The organism is Micromonospora sp. NPDC047730 (genome assembly GCF_043204765.1).
GTDB lineage: Bacteria > Actinomycetota > Actinomycetes > Mycobacteriales > Micromonosporaceae > Micromonospora.
In genome coordinates this window covers 36213-53214 of record NZ_JBIDCU010000016.1, presented here as the reverse complement: position 1 = coordinate 53214, position 17002 = coordinate 36213, and the positions used below count along the sequence as shown (strand labels likewise).

Here is a 17002-nt window from a genome sequence, read left to right as displayed (position 1 = left end):
GCCGGATGTCACGCGGCCCGCTTGTACTTCTTGACCGAGCTGTCCTGGGCGATCGAGTCGGCGCCCTTCTGGCACAGGTCGAGGAACTCCGCCGGGCCGATCCGACCGCTGAAGAACTCGCCGCACGCGGCGTCGACGAGCTCACGCTCCAGCTTCCGGTAGTAGTTGTTGTAGACCCAGTTGAAGCCGTTGCTGCCGGAGGCCTCCAGCGCCTTGCTCACGGTGCTGAGGCCGAACGGCAGCTCGACGCCCTCGGTCGACCCGGCCACCACGGTCAGGCTGGAGACCTTCCTGGTGAAGTCCTGGGCACCCTTCTTCGACAGCATGACCCGGAAGTACTCCAGGCCGCCGGCGAGGTTCTTCGCCTTGGCCGGGACCATGAAGGGCTCGCCGGCGGTGCCGCGGATCGCCTCGAACGGCAGCTTGTCGCCGCTGCCCAGGCTGGGCGTCGGCTGGATCGTCATGTTGAAGCCCTCGGGGGTGACCTTCTTCTGCTCGCTCTCCAGCCAGGAGCCGCAGGAGATGAAGGCGGCCTTGCCCTGGCACCACGCGGTCTGCGACTGCACGTGGTCGAGGCCCGGCGAGCCGGCGAGGATGTAGCCGTCCTTGACGATCTGGTGCCACGCGTCCGCCGCGGCCTTCATCGCGTCGGACTTCCACGCGTTGGGCTCCAGGTTGTCGATCGCCGTGGCGACGGACGCCCCGCCGAACTTGATGGCCGTGGCGATCAGCGGCCAGCTCATGTAGCGGGGGTGCTTGCCCGCGTACGTCCACGGCGCGATGCCGGCCGCCTTGATCTTCTTGCACAGCGCGATGTGCTCGTCCCAGGTCTTGGCGTACTCCCAGCCCCGGTCCGCGAAGAGCTTCGTGGAGTGCCAGATGCCGTAGGCGGTGTAGGTGTAGTTCAGCACCATGAACTTGCCGTCGTACGAGCCGACCTCGACGGCGCCCGGCAGCAGGGTGTCCTTGACCGTCTTGCCGGGAACGTCGAGGCTCGGCGCGGCGAGCAGCTCGCCCAGGTCGGCGATGGCGTTCTGGGAGACCAGGCCGTTGAAGTCGATCTGGTCCTTGCCGGAGTTGTTGACCACGTCCGGCGGGGTGCCGTCGACGAAGCGCGGCTGGAGCGTCTTGCCGATCTCCTGAGTCGCCGAGTGCTTGATCTTCGCCTTCGGGTACTTCTCGGTGTACATGGCCTCGTGGGCCTTCGCGTACTCCTCGCCGAAGCCGCCGTTGAAGATCACCACCTCGAGGGGCGCGTCCTCCTTGACCCCGAGCGGGTTCTGCTCGCTCTTGGTGCCCTTGTAGGTGCCGGCGTCGCCCTTGTCGTCGCCACCACCTCCGGTGGCGCAGCCGGCGAGCAGGCCGGCGGCAGGGGTGGCCAGCAGGCCGGCGGCGGCGCTGCGCCGCAGGATGTCACGCCTGTTCATGGTCTCTCCTCGGATCGGGTCCGGGCGGGCGCCGGATGGGGGAAGGCGGGCCGCCGCACGAGGCACAGGGGGAAGTTGTCTTCAGTTTGTTACGTGTTGCTGAAGAATTTCTACGGCAGTAACCGGCGGACTTCAAGACCGCAGACCGAACCGTTATCACCACCGGTCGGCTCGCGCCTGACATACCCTCGGGGCCATGCGCCGTCTGCGGCAACTCGCCGCACACACGCCGGCTGGTCGGGAACGCTACGTCGACCTGCTCCGGGCGCTCGCGATCGTCATGGTCGTGCTCGGCCACTGGGCGGTGGCCGCCATCGGTGAGGACCCTACCGGCCGACCGACGGCCCGCTCGGCGCTGCCGGACCTGCCCTGGGCGTACCCGCTGACCTGGGTGGCCCAGGTGATGCCGGTGTTCTTCCTGGTCGGCGGCTACGCCAACGCCGCCTCGCTGACGGCCCGCCGGGCGGCCGGCGGCGACGCCGTCTCCTGGCTGCTGGACCGGGGCGCGCGGCTGCTGCGCCCCACGACCGCGCTGCTGCTGGTGATCGCCGCCGGCTCCGCCGTCGCGTCGCTGGCCGGCGCCGAGGCGACGCTGGTGCGTACCGTCGCCTGGTTCGCCACCATCCCGCTGTGGTTCCTCGCGGCCTACCTCGTGGTGGTGCCGCTGACCCCGGCGATGTACGCCCTGCACCGGCGCTTCGGCCTGCTCGTCCCGCTCGCGCTGGCCGCGCTGGTCGCGGCGGGCGACCTGGGGCGCGCGCTGGGGCCGGCCGAGCTGGCGTTGCCGAACTACCTCTTCGGGTGGCTGGCCGTCCACCAGCTCGGCTTCGCCTGGCGCGACGCCCGCGCCGAGCCACCCGCCCGCCCCGACGCGCCCGTTCGCCCCGACGCGCCCGCCCGCCCCGACGCGCCCGTTCGGCGCGGCGTCCGGGCCCACCGGCTGCCGCTGTCGCGGCGGGCCGGCGGGACGGCGCTGCTCGGCGGGCTGGCCGCGACGGTGCTGCTGACCGTCGGGCCGTACCCGGTCGCCATGCTCAACGTGCCGGGCGAGCGGCTGGACAACGCCGCGCCGCCCAGCCTCGCGCTGCTGACCCTGACCACGGCCCAGCTCGGGCTGATCCTGCTGCTGCGCGACCCGGCGGAACGCTGGCTGCGCCGCTCCCGTCCCTGGCAGGCGGTGATCGCGGTGAACGCGGTCGTGCTCACCGTCTTCCTCTGGCACCTGACCGCCGCGATCCTGCTGGTCGGCGCGCTGGACGCGGCCGGGGAGCTGCCGACCCCGCCCGTGGGCTCGGCCGCCTGGCTGGCCTGGCGGGTGCCCTGGGTGCTGATGCTGGCCGTGGTGCTGGCCGTCCTGGTCGCCGTCTTCGGCCCCGTCGAGGCCCGCACCGGCCCGACCGGCCGTGGCCGGGACCGCCGGCGCGCCGACGGCGGCGGGGCGCCCACCCAGGGCCCCGAGCCGACCGGCCGGCCGCACGACGCCGGTCAGCGGCACGACGCCGGTCAGCCCGCCGGTCCGGGGTGGCGGGGCACCGCCCGCGCCGCGGTCACCGGCGCCGGTTTCGCCGCCGTGGTGTACGCCCTGGTCGTCAACGCCGAGACACCGAAGTCGGCCCCCGAGTCGCTGGGGGTGCCGGCCTCGGCGCTGGCGGCGTACCTGGCCGGGTCCGGCGCCCTGCGGCTGCTCAGGTCTGGGTGGGGAAGCCGAGGTTGACCCCGCCGTGGCGCGGGTCCAGCCAGCGGCTGGTCACCACCTTGCCCCGGGTGAAGAAACGCACCCCGTCCTCGCCGTGCGCGTGCAGGTCCCCGAAGAGCGAGGACTTCCAGCCGCCGAAGGAGTAGTACGCCATCGGCACCGGGATCGGCACGTTGATGCCGACCATGCCGACCTCCACCTCGTGCTGGTAGCGCCGCGCCGCGCCACCGTCGTTGGTGAAGATCGCCGTGCCGTTGCCGTACGGGTTGGCGTTGACCAGGTCCACCGCCTCGTCGTACGAGCCGACCCGCACGACGCTGAGCACCGGGCCGAAGATCTCGTCGGTGTAGATCGACATGTCCGGCGTGACCCGGTCGAACAGCGTCGGGCCCAGCCAGAACCCGTCGGCGTCGCCGTCGGGCTCGACGTCGCGGCCGTCCACCACCGGCACCGCGCCGGCGGCCACCCCGGCCGCGACGTACGAGCGGACCTTCTCGGCGTGTGCGGCGGTGACCAGCGGGCCCATGTCGCAGCCGCGCCGGCCGTCGCCGGTGCGCAACCGGGCCATCCGCTGGGCGATCCGGGCGACCAGGGCGTCGCCGACCGGCTCCACCACGACCAGCGCCGAGATCGCCATGCACCGCTCCCCCGCCGAACCGAACCCGGCGTTGACCGCCGCGTCGGCGGCCAGGCCCAGGTCGGCGTCCGGCAGCACCACCATGTGGTTCTTCGCGCCACCGAGGGCCTGCACCCGCTTGCCGGCGGCGCTGCCGCGCTGGTGGACGTACCGGGCGACCGGGGTGGACCCGACGAACGACACCGCCTTCACGCCGGGGTGGTCCAGCAGCGCGTCGACGGCCTCGGCGTCCCCGTTGACCACGTTCAGCACCCCGTCGGGCAGGCCGGCCTCGACGAACCACTCGGCCAGCAGCAGCGCCGCGCTCGGGTCCTTCTCGCTCGGCTTGAGCACCACCGCGTTGCCGCAGGCCACGGCCACCGGCACGAACCACAGCGGCACCATGACGGGGAAGTTGAACGGGGAGATCACGGCGACCACGCCGAGCGGCTGGCGCAGGCTGTACGAGTCGACCTCGGTGGAGACGTTCTCGCTGAACCCGCCGCGCAGCGCCGAGGGGATGCCGCAGGCGTACTCGATCACCTCCAGGCCGCGCTGCACCTCGCCGGCGGCGTCCGCGAGCACCTTGCCGTGCTCGGCGGTGATCACCTCCGCCAGCCGGCCGCGGCGGGCGTTGACCAGCTCGCGGAAGGCGAAGAGCACCGCCGTCCGCCGGGCCAACGACGCGTCCCGCCAGGCCCGGGCCGCGCGCTCGGCGGCCTCCACCGCGACCGCGACGTCCGCCGCCGAGGCCAGCGCCACCTGACCGGTACGCCGGCCGGTGGCCGGGTCGAAGACGTCCCCGTGCCGGGCCGACGTGCCGGCGAACCGCTTGCCGTCGACGAAGTGCGACACCGTGGCCAGCTCCGGGGCGGTCGCCCTGTCCATGCCGGGCCCGCCGTTCGCCGCGCTCATGCCTGGACCGCCGCCGCCGCACAGGAGCGGATGGCGTCGACCATGACGGCCAGGCCCTCCCGGGCCTCGTCCTCCGTCAGCGTCAGCGGCGGGCCCATCCGCAGCACGTTGCCGTACAGGCCGCCCTTGCCGACCAGCAGCCCGCCCGCCCTGCACGCCTCGAGGACGCGGACGGTCAGCGCCGGGTCCGGCTCTACGGTGCCCGGACGGACGAACTCGACGCCGAGCATCAGCCCCTTGCCGCGTACCTCGGCGACGCAGTCGAGACCGCCCACGGCGGCACGCAGGCCGTCGGCGAGGATCGCGCCGGTGCGGGCCGCGTTGGCCTGCAGATCGTGGTCGAGCAGGTAGTCCAGCACCGCGTTGCCGGCGGCGGTGGAGACGGGGTTCCCGCCGAACGTGCAGAAGCTGATCGCCGGCACGGACTCCAGCACCTCGGCCCGGCCCACGACGCCGGCCAGGGCGAACCCGTTGCCGATGCCCTTGGCGAAGGTGAGCAGGTCCGGGGTGACGCCGTGCGCCTGGTAGCCCCAGAAGTGCTCGCCGGTGCGCCCCCATCCGGTCTGCACCTCGTCGGAGACGAACAGGATGCCGTGCTCGTCGAGCACCTTCTTCCAGGCGGCGAAGAGCCCGTCCGGCGGGTGCACGAAGCCGCCGACGCCCTGGATCGGCTCGGCGATCAGGCAGGCCACGTCGCCGGCGGTCTGGGTGGCGAGCACCTCGCGCAGGTCCTCCACCGCCGCGTCGACGCGCTGCGTCTCGTCGAGCCGGGCGAGCAGGCCGCGCAGCCGCTCCCCAGAGTGCAGCCAGGCCACCTGGAGCGGGTTGAGCGCGCTGGCCGACCAGCCGCGGTTGCCGGTCACGCCCATCGTCGCGTACGACCGGCCGTGGTAGCTGTTGCGCACCGCGAGGATCTGCGCCGAGCGGCGGTGGTTGGTGGCGAACAGCAGCGCCGCCTCGTTCGCCTCGGTGCCGGAGTTGGCGAAGAACACCCGCGCGTCCGGGATGCCGGAGAGCCGCGCGACCTTCTCGGCCAGCTCGACCTGCTGTCGGATGAGGTAGAGCGTGGAGCTGTGCACGATGCCGGTGCGGAGCTGCCGCTCGACCGCCTCCCGGATCTCCGGGATGTCGTAACCGACCATCGAGGTGAGCACGCCGCCGAAGAAGTCCAGGTAGGTGCGGCCCCGGGCGTCGGTGACCCGGCGGCCCGAACCGGAGACCAGCTCGATCGGCTCGTCGTAGTAGAGCGGCATCCAGGACGGGAGCACGGCCCGGTGCCGGGCCAGCAGATCGTCGGAGGTCATCGTCGCACCCTCTCAGCGGCGTTGGCGGTAACCCGCACGCTCTCATCACCGGGCGGCAGGGACAACTGTCACTGTGTAGCGCAGCGGCGGTCCCCGCCTGACAGCGCGTCAACCCGGATGCTGCGGTTTCCGGGGCCGAGAACCGGTCGCCACCCGGTTTTCGGTGGCCGGCGTGGGATCACGCGACTCATTCCGCATCCGGCGAGCCGCTCCAGATTGGCAACGCCGTTCCTACCGGCTCCGGCACCCGGCCGCCGGTAGGATCCGGCGGTGCGGATCGGGGAGGTGGCGCTGCCCACCGGTGCGGCGGGCACCGGCGCCGGGGAGATCACGGCCGGCGTACGGGCCTGGGTGGACTCGGCGCCGCTGCGCGCCCTGGTCGGGCACTTCGGCGGCGACTGGCCGGGCGGGGACCTGGCGGCCGTGCTGGCCGGCCTCGACGAGTTCTCCGCCCGGCACTGGGACTTCCGGGGCGGGCGGGAACGCCCCGACGCGCGGGAACCCGCCTTCGACCCGGCCACCGTCGGCCTGGTGCTCGGCGCCGCCGCCGCGCTCGGCCTGGTCCACCCGGTGCCGCCGGCCCGGCCCGAGTACGCCCACCTGGTGGTGCTGGGCGGGCTGTCGAACGCCTGCCAGCGCCGGGTCGCGTACGCGGCGCACCTGCTGCGCGCCGGCACCCGGGTCGCCGGCGAGGTGGCCGTGCTGGGCAGCTTCCGCCCGCTGTCCGAGGTGGAGCGCGCGGGGCTGGCGGCGGCCGGCGTCCCGCCCTGCGACACCGAGGTGGAGGCCCTGGACGCGGCGGTGCGGCGCGAGTTCGGGGTGGCCGCCCCAGCCGAGGAGGACGGTCACGACGGGGGCCATCCGCACCACTCCTGGTCGTCGCGGACCTACCGGCCCGCGAGCGGCCCGCCGGTCCGGGTGCTCGCCGCCCCGTCCACCGATCCCGCGCGGCGGCGGGCGCACACCGCCGACACCCAGCGGTTCTGGGCGGAGCACGTCAACCTGCGCACCGGCGACCCGGTGCTCATGGTGACCGCACCGATCTACGTGCCGTTCCAGCACTGCGACGCGCTGCGCACCCTCGCCGTGCCGTACGGCTGCGGGATCGAGACCGTCGGCGTCGACCCGACCCTGCCCGACCTGGCCGGGTTGCCCGAGCCCACCCTCACCCCGGGCCGCTACCTCCAGGAGATCCGCTCGGCGATCCGGTCGATGCGCGCCCTGCACGCCGCCCTCGTCGCGGCCTGACCGACCGCCGGGTGCCGCGACGGGAAGACCAGGCGCCGGGTGCCGGGACGTGCGCTCCGCGCCTCGGCGGTCAGCCGGCGGCGGTGTCCCGGACGGCCTGGGCGAAGACCTCGGAGCGGTGCTCGAAGTTGCGGAACCGCCCGTAGCTGGGCGCGGCCGGGGAGAGCAGCACCACCCCGTCGGCCGGGGTCAGCCCGCGGGCCAGCCGGACCGCGTCCACGAGGTCGTCGACCACCTCGGCGCGTACCTTCGGCAGCCCGGCGAGCGCCTCGACGATCCGGGCGCCGCTGTCCGGGATGCCGATCACGGTGATCTCGCGCTCCGCGAGGTGCTCGCGCAGCGGCGTGTAGTCCAGCCCCCGGTCGGTGCCGCCGACGATCACCGTCAACGGCCGCCCCTCGTACGCGTCGATCGCGTGCATCGCCGCGTACGGGCTGGTGGCCAGGGTGTCGTCGACGAAGGTGAGGCCGGACGGGTCGACGATCTCGGTGAGCCGGTGGGCCAGCCCCTGGAACCCCGCCACCGCCACAGCCAGGGTGTCCCTGCGGGCCACCACGTCGACGCCGAGCGCGTCGAGCACCGCGAGGGCGACGCAGAGGTTGCCCTCGTTGTGCCGGCCGACCAGCGGCAGCACCGCACGCGGGAACAGCGGCCGGTCGCCGAGGTGGAACCAGGGCGTGCCGTCGGGGCCGCCGGCCACGTGGGCGGTGTCGGGCAGGCCGGCGCGCACGGCCGCCCGGTCGCCCAACTCGAGGGCGAGTCGCGGGTCGGCGCCGTTGACCACCACGGTGCGGGGCCCGTGCGCGAGGAGGTTGAGCTTGTCCCGGTAGTACTCGGCCTCCCCACCGTGCGCGTCGAGGTGCTCGGGGAAGAGAGCGGTGACCACCGCCACCCGCGGCGAGTCGGTCAGGTCGCTGCACTGGTAACTGGAGAGCTCCAGCACATACAGCTCCGCATCCGGCAGGTCCAGCGTCGGCACGCCGATGTTCCCGCCGAAGACGTTCGGCCGGTCCACGGCGGCGAGCAGGTGGCTGATCAGGCTGGAGGTGGTGCTCTTGCCCTTGCTGCCGGTGACGCCGACCGTGCGCTCGGCGTGGTCGGCCATCCACAGGGCCGTGCCCTGGGTGACGGTCACGCCACGCCGACGCAGCTCCACCAGCCACGGGTGGGTCTGCGGCACGCCGGGCGAGCGGACCACCACCTCGGCGGCGGCCAGCCGGGCGAAGCCGTCCTCGCCGGTGACCAGCGGCGCCGCCTCGGCCAGCGCCCCCTCCCAGGGCAGGCTGAGGAAGTTGGCGCTGTCGTCAACGGCGACCAGGTCGGCCGGGCCGTGCGCGGCGATCGCGGTCACGGCGGCCCGGCCCTCCCGACCGGCGCCCCAGACGGCGACGGTACGTCCGCGCAGGTCAGACAGGCGCACAGGCTCTCCTCAGGGGGTGTCGGCGGGCGAGGCAGGGGCGGTCCGGCGCAGCCGGACACGGCCGGACGAACCAGGGCCTAGTATGGCGTGTGCCCAACGAGCAGCTCCGGCGGATGGACGCCTTCACCTTCCCGTCCTACTCGATCGATCTCTCCACCGGGGAGGTCCTGTTCGACTACGCCCTCACCGGCCCCGACGGCGAGCAGCGGTTCACCGAGGTGATCACCCTTCCGCTGCCCGACGCGCCGCCGTCGGACGAGACCGTGGCGGCCCTCGGCCGGGTCCTGGAGCTGCTGCACGTGGTCGCCGGGGTCAGCTACTACAAGGCCGCCGCACCGCCCCGCGTGGTGCTGCCGGCACCGCTGGGTGCGGCCGCCGCCGAGCTGGTCACCGCCCTCTACACCAAGGGCCTCGCGGAGTACGCGTACCGCAACCAGCTGCCGCACGTGCTGGAGCTGCGCCCGGAGGTGCCGGCCGGCACGGTCGCCCCGGCCCGGGTGTACGACGACTCCGACCGGCGTCCGCTCTCGGCGGTGGGCGGCGGAAAGGACTCGATCGTCAGCCTGGAGGCACTGCGTCGGGCCGGGTTCGACCCGGTGCCGTTCTCGGTCAACCCCAACCACGTGATCGTCTCGGTGAACGAGGCGTCCGGGCTCACCCCGCTCGCCGCCCGGCGGCGCATCGACCCGGTGCTGTTCGAGCTGAACGCCGCCGGGGCGCTCAACGGCCACATCCCGGTCACCGCGATCAACTCGCTGATCGCGGTCGCCACCGCGGTGCTGCACGGGCTGGGCCCGGTGGTGATGTCCAACGAGCGGTCGGCGTCGGACCCGAACCTGGTCTGGAACGGCCACGAGATCAACCACCAGTGGTCCAAGGGCGTGGAGGCGGAAGGGCTGCTGCGGGCGGCGCTGGCCGAGCACGCCGGGCTGACCGAGCCGTACTTCTCGCTGTTGCGCTCGCTGTCCGAGCTGCACATCGCCCGGCTGTTCGCCGAGATCGACCGCTACGACGACGTGGTGACCAGCTGCAACGCCGCGTTCAAGCTGCGCGACGCCAGCGCGCGCTGGTGCCGCGACTGCCCGAAGTGCCGGTTCGTCTTCCTGGCCATGGCGCCGTTCATGTCGCGCGAGCGGATCACCCACATCTTCGGCGGCGACCTGCTCGCCGACCCCGCGCAGGTGCCCGGCTACCGGGAGCTGCTGGGCGTGGACGGGCACAAGCCGTTCGAGTGCGTCGGCGAGGTGGAGGAGTCGGTGGTGGCGTTGAGCCTGCTCGCCGAGCAGGACGAGTGGCGCGACGCCCCGGTCGTCCGCGCCCTCGTCGACGCGGTCCCGGCCACGGCCTGGTCGGCCGCCGCCAACTCCGACGTCTTCACCCCGGGCGGCCCGAACCACGTCCCCCCGCCGTACGCCAAGGCCCTCACCGCCCTCACCTGACTCTCCTGGCCCGGGCCACGCCCGTTGATCATGAAGTTGTTGCCACGACACGCCGGGCGGAGCGCAACAACTTCATGATCAACGGCGTGGTCGGCGGTGACCGTCAGGGGGTGCGGATGGCGTCCAGGGCCAGCAGGGCGACGTGAAGGGAGAGACAGGCCTCGACCGAGTCGAGGTCGACGTCGAGCACGCGGCCGATCCGGGCCAGCCGCTCGTAGAACGCCGGCCGGGACAGGTGCGCCGCGGCGGCCGCCGCCGACTTGTTCCGGCCCTGCTCCAGGTACGCCCGCAGGGTGCCGAGCAGGTGCTCCCGGGGGTGCTGCGCGTCGTACGTCAGCAGGGCGCCCAGTTCCCGCTCGACGAAGGTCTGCACCCGGGGCTCGTCGCGCAGCAGGTGCAGCAGCCCGGCCAACCCGACGTGCGGCAACCGGAAGATCGGCAGGTCCCGCCGGTCCCGCCGGGCGGCGTCGGCGACCTGCCGGGCCTCGATCAGCGACCGGCGCGCCTCCCGCAGGCTGCCCACCCCGGAGCCGGCCGCGATCAGCACCGCGCCGCCCGACGGCGGCCGGACCGCGCCGTTGCCCGGGACGTCCCGGGGCGGGCCGCCGAGGCGTCCGGAGGCGGCGACACCGACCCGGTCGGTCGGCGCGGCGGTGTCGGGGCGGCCCCGGCGCAGCGCGGCGGCGAACGCGGCCAACGCCCGCTCCTCGACGGCCGGGTCGGGCAGGGCGAGCAGCACACCGACGGCATGGTCGTCGACGGCGCTGGTCAGCCCGGTCAGCTTCGCCTCGCGCAGCGCCTGGCCGACGGCCTCGGCGAGGTCGCGCAGCCGCGCCGGACCCGACTCCGGGTCGCCCGTGCCCGGGTCGCCCGGGTGTCCGGCCTCGCCGGCCGGGCCGCCCTCCCCCGCCGGGTCGTCGGCCCGGTGCCGGACCACCACGCCGACGAGGTGCCGCCGCTCCAGCACCACGCCGAGCGCCCGGGCCCGCAGGGCCACCTCGTCGACCGGGCGGGAGTGGTCGAGCAGGGCGGTGAGCAGCGTCCGGTGGATCTGCCGTTCCAGTCCCTCGGCGTCGCGCCGGATCAGCCGGCCCAACGCCAGCGTCGAGGCGGCGCGTTCGACCAGGATGGTCAGCCGGGTGGGCGGTCCGGCCGGCGGGGCACCTTCGACGCCCACCCCGCCCTCGGCCGCCGGGTAGAGCACCCGCCGGCCGGCGGCCAGGTCGCCCCCGCCCGGCCACCGCAGCAGCAGCCGCCCCCAGTCGTGCCCCCGGGCGCCGACGGTGGTCACCAACCAGCCGCTGTCCGCGTCGTACGCGGTCCGCCCCGCCGGCCGGATCCGGCGGGAGTGCTGCTCCCAGCCGTCCAGCAGCAGCTCGGCGCTCTCCCCCGCCGGGTCGTACGCGAGCACCTGCCGGGAGAGGTTCTCCAGCACCACGGGGCAGCCGGACAGTTCGGCGGCCTGCCGGACCACCTCACCGGGGCCCGCGCCCTCCACCGACAGCTCGGTGAAGCGCTGGTGGATCTCCTCGGTCGCCCGCAGCTCGGTGAGCTGGGCGTCGACGATCAGCGCGTGCACCGCCTCGGTGATCCGCACGAACGGGGTGGCCCGCCGCAGCTCCACCAGCGGCAGCCCGCGCCGCTCCGCGACGGCCGCCATCACCCGGGGCACCCCGCTGACGTACCGGCGACCCAGCTCGACGACCAGGCCAGAGACCCCGACGTCGGCCAGGTCGCCGACGAAGGCGCGCAGCCCGGCGTCGTCGGCGGGCAGCCCGATGCCGGTGGTCAGCACCAGCTCGCCGCCGCCGAGCAGGGTGGCGATGTCGGGCACCTCCGCCACGTGCACCCAGCGCACCGGGCGGTCGAGGCCGGCGTCCCCGGCGACCAGGCGAGGAGCGCCGTGGCGGACGGGGTCCAGCGCGAGGACCGCACGGACGGTAGGGAACACGGGCGACACGCTACCGTCGGTGATGCCGATTCTCGACTGTCCGGCGGGGGCGGGTGACGGGGCGGCTCGCCGCCCTCACCACGGGTCGTCGCGGCCCAGCTCCCAGCAGGCCACGGCGGTGGCGGCGGCGACGTTGAGCGAGTCGACGCCGCGGCGCATCGGGATCACCACCCGCGCGTCGCTGGCGTCCATCGCCGCCCGGGTCAACCCCGCCCCCTCGGCGCCGAGCAGCAGGGCCGAGCGGGCCCGCTGCGCCGCGTCGAGCCGCTGGATCGGCACCGCGTCCGGGGCGGGGGTCATCGCCAGCACCGTGAAGCCGGCCGCGCGGACGTCGGCGAGCGCGTCGGGCCAGGGATCCAGCTTCGCGTACGGGATCGCGAAGACCTCCCCCATGCTGACCCGGACGCTGCGCCGGTAGAGCGGGTCGGCGCAGGTCGGGGAGAGCAGCACGGCGTCCACGCCGAGCGCGGCGACCGCCCTGAAGATGGCCCCCAGGTTCGTGTGGTTGTTGACGTCTTCGAGGATCACCACCCGGCGGGCGGCGGCGAGCACCTCGGCGGCGGCCGGCAGGGGCTTGCGCCGGAACGACGCCAGCACGCCCCGGTGCACGTGGAAGCCGGTGGCCCGTTGCAGCACGTCCGGGGTGGCCGCGTAGACGGGGGTGTCGCCGGTGTCCAGGTCGGCGAGCTGGTCGACCCGCTTGGCGTCCACCAGGTACGACCGCGCCGGGTAGCCGGCCCGCAGCGCCCGGCGCAGCACCAGCTCACCCTCGGCGATGAACAGGCCGTGGGGTGGCTCCCAGCGGGTGCGCAGCTCGACGTCGGTCAACGCGCGGTAGTCGGCGATCCGCTCGTCGTCGGGGTCGGTGATCTGGTGGATGGGCACCGCACGATTCTGCCGGACGCCCGGACGACGACCGACGGAAGGAGCAGCAGGCCGGCGTCAGCCGGCCCGGTGGTACCGCAGCAGCACGGACCGGCCGTCGAAGGTCCGCGACTCGACGAGACGGAGGTTCAGCCGCCCGGTGACCGAGAAGACCGGCTTGCCGCCGCCGAGCACCACCGGGTGCACGAAGATCTGGTACTCGTCGATCAGGCCGAGTTCGGTCAGCGCAGCGGCGGCGTCGGCACCGCCGTTGAGCAGCAGGTCGCCACCCGGCTGCTCCTTGAGCGCGGTGACCTCCTTGCCGAGGTCGCCGCCGCCGACCACCTGGGCGCCGTGGTCGGCCTCGGCGAGCGTGCGCGAGACCACCACCTTCGGCGTCCGCCGCCAGATGGGCACGAAGGCGAGGTCGTGCGGGTGGTCGGAGATCGACTCCGCCTGCGGCCAGTAGGCGGCCATGAACTCCCAGACCTTGCGGCCGTAGAGGAAGGCGCCGGACCGCTCGCACTGCTCCAGCGAGTACGCGGACAGCTCCGGACCCATCTCCGGCCAGTCGAACTCGCCGTTCGGCCCTTCGATGAACCCGTCGAGCGACTGGTGCACCCCGTAGACGATCTTCCGCATGGCTGTTCCTCCTGGCGTCGGACGCCCGCCGTGGGCGTTCTCGCCAGGTGGTCGGAGCGGCGTCGCCGGACCCGACAGCTCCGGCCGAATTTTTCCAGGATTCTTTCGCCGGGTTGCCCGCCGCCGCTAACGTGCCGCTCGTGCGCCCGATGATCATCGCCCTGGTCGGCATCGACGGGGCCGGGAAGACCACCCAGGCGAAGGCGCTGGCCGGCCGGCTCCGCGCGGCGGGAGTGCCGGCCACCTACTTCGAGAACGCCGGCGGCCGGCCGCTGTGGAACCGGCTCGCTCGCGCCCTGGGCCGCCGGGACGGCCCGCACCTGTTCGGCCGCACCGGCTACGCGGCGCTGGAGGCGACCGTACGCTGGCTCGCGATCGCCCGGGCGGTGCTGGTGTCCCGGCTGACGGGCCGGACGGCGGTGATGGACCGGTGGTCCTGCTGCCAGTACGTGGTGATGCGGGTCCGCCGCGACCGGGGCGGGCGGCTGGTCCGCCTGGCGTACGGGATCTTCCCGCCGCCGAGCCTGGTCTGCTTCCTGGCGGTCTCGCCCGAGCGGGCGCAGCAGCGGGTGCTGGCCCGGGGCATCGACACCGAGGAGCTGCCCTACCTGCGCGCCCTGGACGCTGGCTACCGGGAGCTGCCGGAGTTCGGCACCTTCACCGTCGTCGACGCGGACGGCGGGCCGGCCGAGGTCCGCGCCACCCTCGACCGGGTGGTGCGCACCGTCCTCGACCGGGCGGTGCGGGCGACCGGCGACCGCTCCGACCGACCGACCGTCGAAGCGGAGTGACCGTCCCCGTCGGGGCCGAATGACCGCCCGTCGATGCGGGTTGACCGCGCGTCCCCGGTCGACTGGTGGGCGGCACCAGGCCGGCTCGGTCATCGGCATCATTGCGGCCGACAGTTGCGGTCGTGGCCCCTGTCGAGCTGCCCCACAGATGGGGCAGACGGCAACGGCGAAGCGTCATCGGAGCCGGCCGGCGCGCCGAAGTTATGCGCCCGCCGGGTGGTCTCATGGGTGGGGCAGCTCGACAGGGTGTTCCGGGTGCCTACCGAGGGAGACGGCAGCCGACGCCCCCACCGACGTGCGGGCCGCCGTCGTCCGCGGGCGCACGCGGCGGGTGTAAACCCGCGACGCACGTGGCGGGCCTCAACCCGCGACGCACGTGGCGGGCGTCAAACCGCGACGCACGTGGGTGGCATAGGGGGTCAGCCGCGGCCCTGGAGCCAGCGCCGCAGGTCGGAGAGGCGCTGCTCGTCGGGGGGCCGCCGCTCGCCGGTGGGCTGTCGTTCCTCGGCCGGGCGGCGCTCCACCGGGCGGCGCGGGTCGCCGACCAGCTCGCGGCTGGGGGCCGCGAAGGTCTTCTCCGGCTGCCCGTCGACGGCGGTGGCGATGACCCGGGCGACCGCGTCGATCACCTTGGCCTGCACCGCGGCGCCCACCGAGTCGGTCGGGTCGTCCGGGTTGGCGGCGATGCCGGCGACCGCCACCTGCGGGGTGAAGCCGACGAACGTCTCCGTGGCGTTCCGCTCCGAGCTTCCGGTCTTGCCGGCGACCGGGCGGCCGTCGAGGATCCGGTTCACCGAGGTGGCCGTGCCGCCGTTGCACTGCCCGAACGCGGACTGCTGGCCCACCGGGCAGCGGGCCGCGTCGGTGGCGGCCCGGGCCACGTCGGCGTCGAGCACCCGGCGGCAGGACGGGTCGCCGACCGGCACCCGCTCGCCGTCGGGGCTGGTCACCGAGACCACCGGCAGCGGCGTGCAGTACGTCCCCTCGGCGGCCACGGTGGCGTACGCGTTGGCCAGGTCGAGCGGCGTGGTGGCGGCCACGCCGAGGGTGAAGGAGCCCCAGTTGGCGGCGTCCTCCTCGGCGAAGGCGGCGTCGGCGTCGGCCCGGAAGGTGATGCCGAGGCGTTGCGCCATCTCCACCACCTTCTCCTGCCCGACCTGCTCGGCGAGCCAGACGAAGTACGTGTTCACCGAGCGGCCGAAGCCGTCCCACATCATCCGGTACCCGTCCATCCACTCGGGGTTGGCGTTGGCCGGGCACCACCGGCCCTCGCAGCTCCCCTCGCCCTCGGCCGCGTACCGGGTGGGCAGCCGGCTGGGCGCGTCGAAGCCGGTCGCGAGGGGCTTGCCGGCCTCCAGCGCGGCGAGCATGGTGAACAGCTTGAACGTCGAGCCGGCCTGGTATCCGTCGACGCTGTCGCCGCCGGAGATCAGCGGGTTGACGGTGTTCGGGTGGTTGGGCTGCCCGTCCGGGTTCGCGTCGAGGCTGTAGTGCCGGTTGACCGCCATGGCGAGGACCCGGCCGGTGCCCGGCTCGACGGCGGCGATGGGCAGGGCGCGCTTGTTGCCGTACCCGTAGACACTGGTGGCCTGCTTCTGCGCGGTGGCCTGGACCTGCGGGTCCAGCGAGGTCACCACGGTGTAGCCGCCCCGGCGCAGCGCCTGCTCGCGCTCCTCGACGCTCTCGCCGAACGCCGGCTGGGCGAGCCACCACTGCCGCAGGTAGTCGCAGAAGAAGCCCCAGTCGTCGTGGCCCTCGGCGACGGCGGTGCAGCCGTTGGGCTGCGCGGTGGGCTTGAGGGTCAGCTTCTCGGCCTTGGCCCGCGCCGCCTGGTCGGCGGTGATCGCCCCGGTCTCGACCATCGCGTCCAGCACGTAGCCGCGGCGCTCCAGCGCGGCGTCCGCGTCGCCGTCGATCGGGCTGTACGCCTCCGGCGACTGCACCAGGCCGGCGAGCAGGGCCGCCTCGCCGAGGGTCAGGTCCGCCGGGGCCTTGGCGAAGTAGCGCTGGCTGGCCGCCGCGATGCCGTACGCCCCGGAGCCGAAGTACGCGATGTTCAGGTAGCGGTTGAGGATCTCGTCCTTGCTCAGGCGCTGCTCCAACGCCGTGGCGTACCGGATCTCCTGGATCTTGCGCCCGACGGTCTGCTCGGTGGCCGCGGCGCGCTCCTCGGCCGTGCGGCCCGGATCGGTCTTGAGCACGTTGCGGACGTACTGCATGGTCAGCGTCGAGCCGCCCTGCGCGGTGCCACCGCCGGACACGTTCGCCACCAGCGCCCGGAGCAGGCCGCGCAGGTCGGCGCCGCTGTGGTCGTAGAACCGCCGGTCCTCGGCCGCGACGATCGCCTGCCGCATCACCGGGGCGATCTCGTCCAGCCCGACGTCGGTGCGGTTGACGTCGTAGAACGTGGTGATGAGCGTCTTGCCGTCGTTGGCGTAGAGGTAGGAGCGTTGTGGTGTGGCCGGGGTGCGCAGCGCCTCGGGCAGCGCGGCGTACGAACCCAGGGCCGCCTTGGCGCCCAACCCGAGCAGCAGGTTGCCCGGCAGCGCGGCGACCGCCAGGACGAGGCCGGCGAGCACGCCGGCGAGCAGCACGGTGAACAGCCGCGACAGCGGCGAGCGGGGTGGGGCCATGGTCCCCAGGATTGCCGTGAAAGCCGCCAACCGACCACCCTCGCGGCCCTCCTGTC

General features: G+C 74.2%; 12 protein-coding genes. 4 read left to right on the top strand and 8 right to left on the bottom strand.

Annotated elements, in window-relative coordinates; translation table 11 throughout:
- Window positions 1–8: 8 nt before the first annotated feature.
- Window positions 9–1427, bottom strand: a complete 1419-nt coding sequence (gene ngcE, locus ACGF5G_RS27975; RefSeq protein ID WP_393268078.1) for an N-acetylglucosamine/diacetylchitobiose ABC transporter substrate-binding protein — start codon at window positions 1425–1427, stop codon at window positions 9–11.
- Window positions 1428–1623: 196 nt separating this feature from the next.
- On the opposite strand from ngcE, the gene ACGF5G_RS27970 reads away from it, so the two are divergent.
- Window positions 1624–3141 (top strand): acyltransferase, encoded by a 1518-nt coding sequence (locus ACGF5G_RS27970; protein ID WP_393268076.1) that lies wholly within the window; start codon window positions 1624–1626, stop codon window positions 3139–3141.
- On the opposite strand, the gene ACGF5G_RS27965 is transcribed toward ACGF5G_RS27970, so the two are convergent.
- Entirely contained in the window at window positions 3113–4627 is a 1515-nt protein-coding gene (locus ACGF5G_RS27965; protein ID WP_393268279.1) for a CoA-acylating methylmalonate-semialdehyde dehydrogenase, read from the bottom strand. The two genes, ACGF5G_RS27970 and ACGF5G_RS27965, sit on opposite strands and share 29 nt — an antisense overlap.
- Window positions 4628–4650: 23 nt before the next feature.
- Window positions 4651–5958, bottom strand: a complete 1308-nt coding sequence (locus tag ACGF5G_RS27960) for an aspartate aminotransferase family protein (RefSeq protein WP_393268073.1) — start codon at window positions 5956–5958, stop codon at window positions 4651–4653.
- 270 nt (window positions 5959–6228) lie between these two features.
- On the opposite strand from ACGF5G_RS27960, the gene ACGF5G_RS27955 reads away from it, so the two are divergent.
- On the top strand, window positions 6229–7206 hold the full coding sequence (locus tag ACGF5G_RS27955) for a hypothetical protein (RefSeq protein WP_393268070.1): 978 nt from the start codon (window positions 6229–6231) through the stop codon (window positions 7204–7206).
- A gap of 70 nt (window positions 7207–7276) precedes the next feature.
- Here the strand turns inward: ACGF5G_RS27955 and murD are convergent, their stop codons facing one another.
- Entirely contained in the window at window positions 7277–8626 is a 1350-nt protein-coding gene (murD, locus tag ACGF5G_RS27950) for a UDP-N-acetylmuramoyl-L-alanine--D-glutamate ligase (protein ID WP_393268068.1), read from the bottom strand.
- Between the two features lie 89 nt (window positions 8627–8715).
- On the opposite strand from murD, the gene ACGF5G_RS27945 reads away from it, so the two are divergent.
- On the top strand, window positions 8716–10065 hold the full coding sequence (locus tag ACGF5G_RS27945; protein WP_393268065.1) for a hypothetical protein: 1350 nt from the start codon (window positions 8716–8718) through the stop codon (window positions 10063–10065).
- A gap of 103 nt (window positions 10066–10168) precedes the next feature.
- Here the strand turns inward: ACGF5G_RS27945 and ACGF5G_RS27940 are convergent, their stop codons facing one another.
- From ACGF5G_RS27940 to ACGF5G_RS27930, 3 genes are read right to left on the bottom strand one after another with little or no spacing between them, the layout of a single operon-like run.
- Window positions 10169–12046 carry a PucR family transcriptional regulator gene (locus tag ACGF5G_RS27940; RefSeq protein ID WP_393268276.1) on the bottom strand — a complete coding sequence of 626 codons (1878 nt, stop codon included), beginning with the start codon at window positions 12044–12046 and terminating at the stop codon, window positions 10169–10171.
- A gap of 45 nt (window positions 12047–12091) precedes the next feature.
- A complete protein-coding gene (locus tag ACGF5G_RS27935) occupies window positions 12092–12901 on the bottom strand; it encodes a TrmH family RNA methyltransferase (protein WP_393268062.1) in 810 nt (269 codons plus the stop codon).
- A 57-nt stretch (window positions 12902–12958) separates the two neighbouring features.
- Complete coding sequence (locus ACGF5G_RS27930; protein ID WP_393268061.1) at window positions 12959–13522, bottom strand: dihydrofolate reductase family protein; 564 nt, start codon at window positions 13520–13522, stop codon at window positions 12959–12961.
- Between the two features lie 149 nt (window positions 13523–13671).
- On the opposite strand from ACGF5G_RS27930, the gene ACGF5G_RS27925 reads away from it, so the two are divergent.
- The gene (locus tag ACGF5G_RS27925; RefSeq protein ID WP_393268274.1) at window positions 13672–14313 is read left to right on the top strand and encodes a dTMP kinase; all 642 of its coding nucleotides are present in this window, start codon (window positions 13672–13674) and stop codon (window positions 14311–14313) included.
- 419 nt (window positions 14314–14732) lie between these two features.
- On the opposite strand, the gene ACGF5G_RS27920 is transcribed toward ACGF5G_RS27925, so the two are convergent.
- Window positions 14733–16946: a transglycosylase domain-containing protein gene (locus ACGF5G_RS27920; protein ID WP_393268058.1), complete on the bottom strand. Its 2214-nt coding sequence runs from the start codon at window positions 16944–16946 to the stop codon at window positions 14733–14735.
- Window positions 16947–17002 lie beyond the last annotated feature (56 nt).

What these genes read in the sequence shown, in the direction of transcription:
- ACGF5G_RS27960 (WP_393268073.1), bottom strand. Translation starts at nt 5,958, where the DNA reads ATGACCTCCGACGATCTGCTGGCCCGGCACCGGGCCGTGCTCCCGTCC.
- ACGF5G_RS27920 (WP_393268058.1), bottom strand. Translation starts at nt 16,946, where the DNA reads ATGGCCCCACCCCGCTCGCCGCTGTCGCGGCTGTTCACCGTGCTGCTC.
- ngcE (WP_393268078.1), bottom strand. Translation starts at nt 1,427, where the DNA reads ATGAACAGGCGTGACATCCTGCGGCGCAGCGCCGCCGCCGGCCTGCTG.
- ACGF5G_RS27930 (WP_393268061.1), bottom strand. Translation starts at nt 13,522, where the DNA reads ATGCGGAAGATCGTCTACGGGGTGCACCAGTCGCTCGACGGGTTCATC.
- ACGF5G_RS27925 (WP_393268274.1), top strand. Translation starts at nt 13,672, where the DNA reads ATGATCATCGCCCTGGTCGGCATCGACGGGGCCGGGAAGACCACCCAG.
- ACGF5G_RS27970 (WP_393268076.1), top strand. Translation starts at nt 1,624, where the DNA reads ATGCGCCGTCTGCGGCAACTCGCCGCACACACGCCGGCTGGTCGGGAA.
- ACGF5G_RS27965 (WP_393268279.1), bottom strand. Translation starts at nt 4,627, where the DNA reads ATGGACAGGGCGACCGCCCCGGAGCTGGCCACGGTGTCGCACTTCGTC.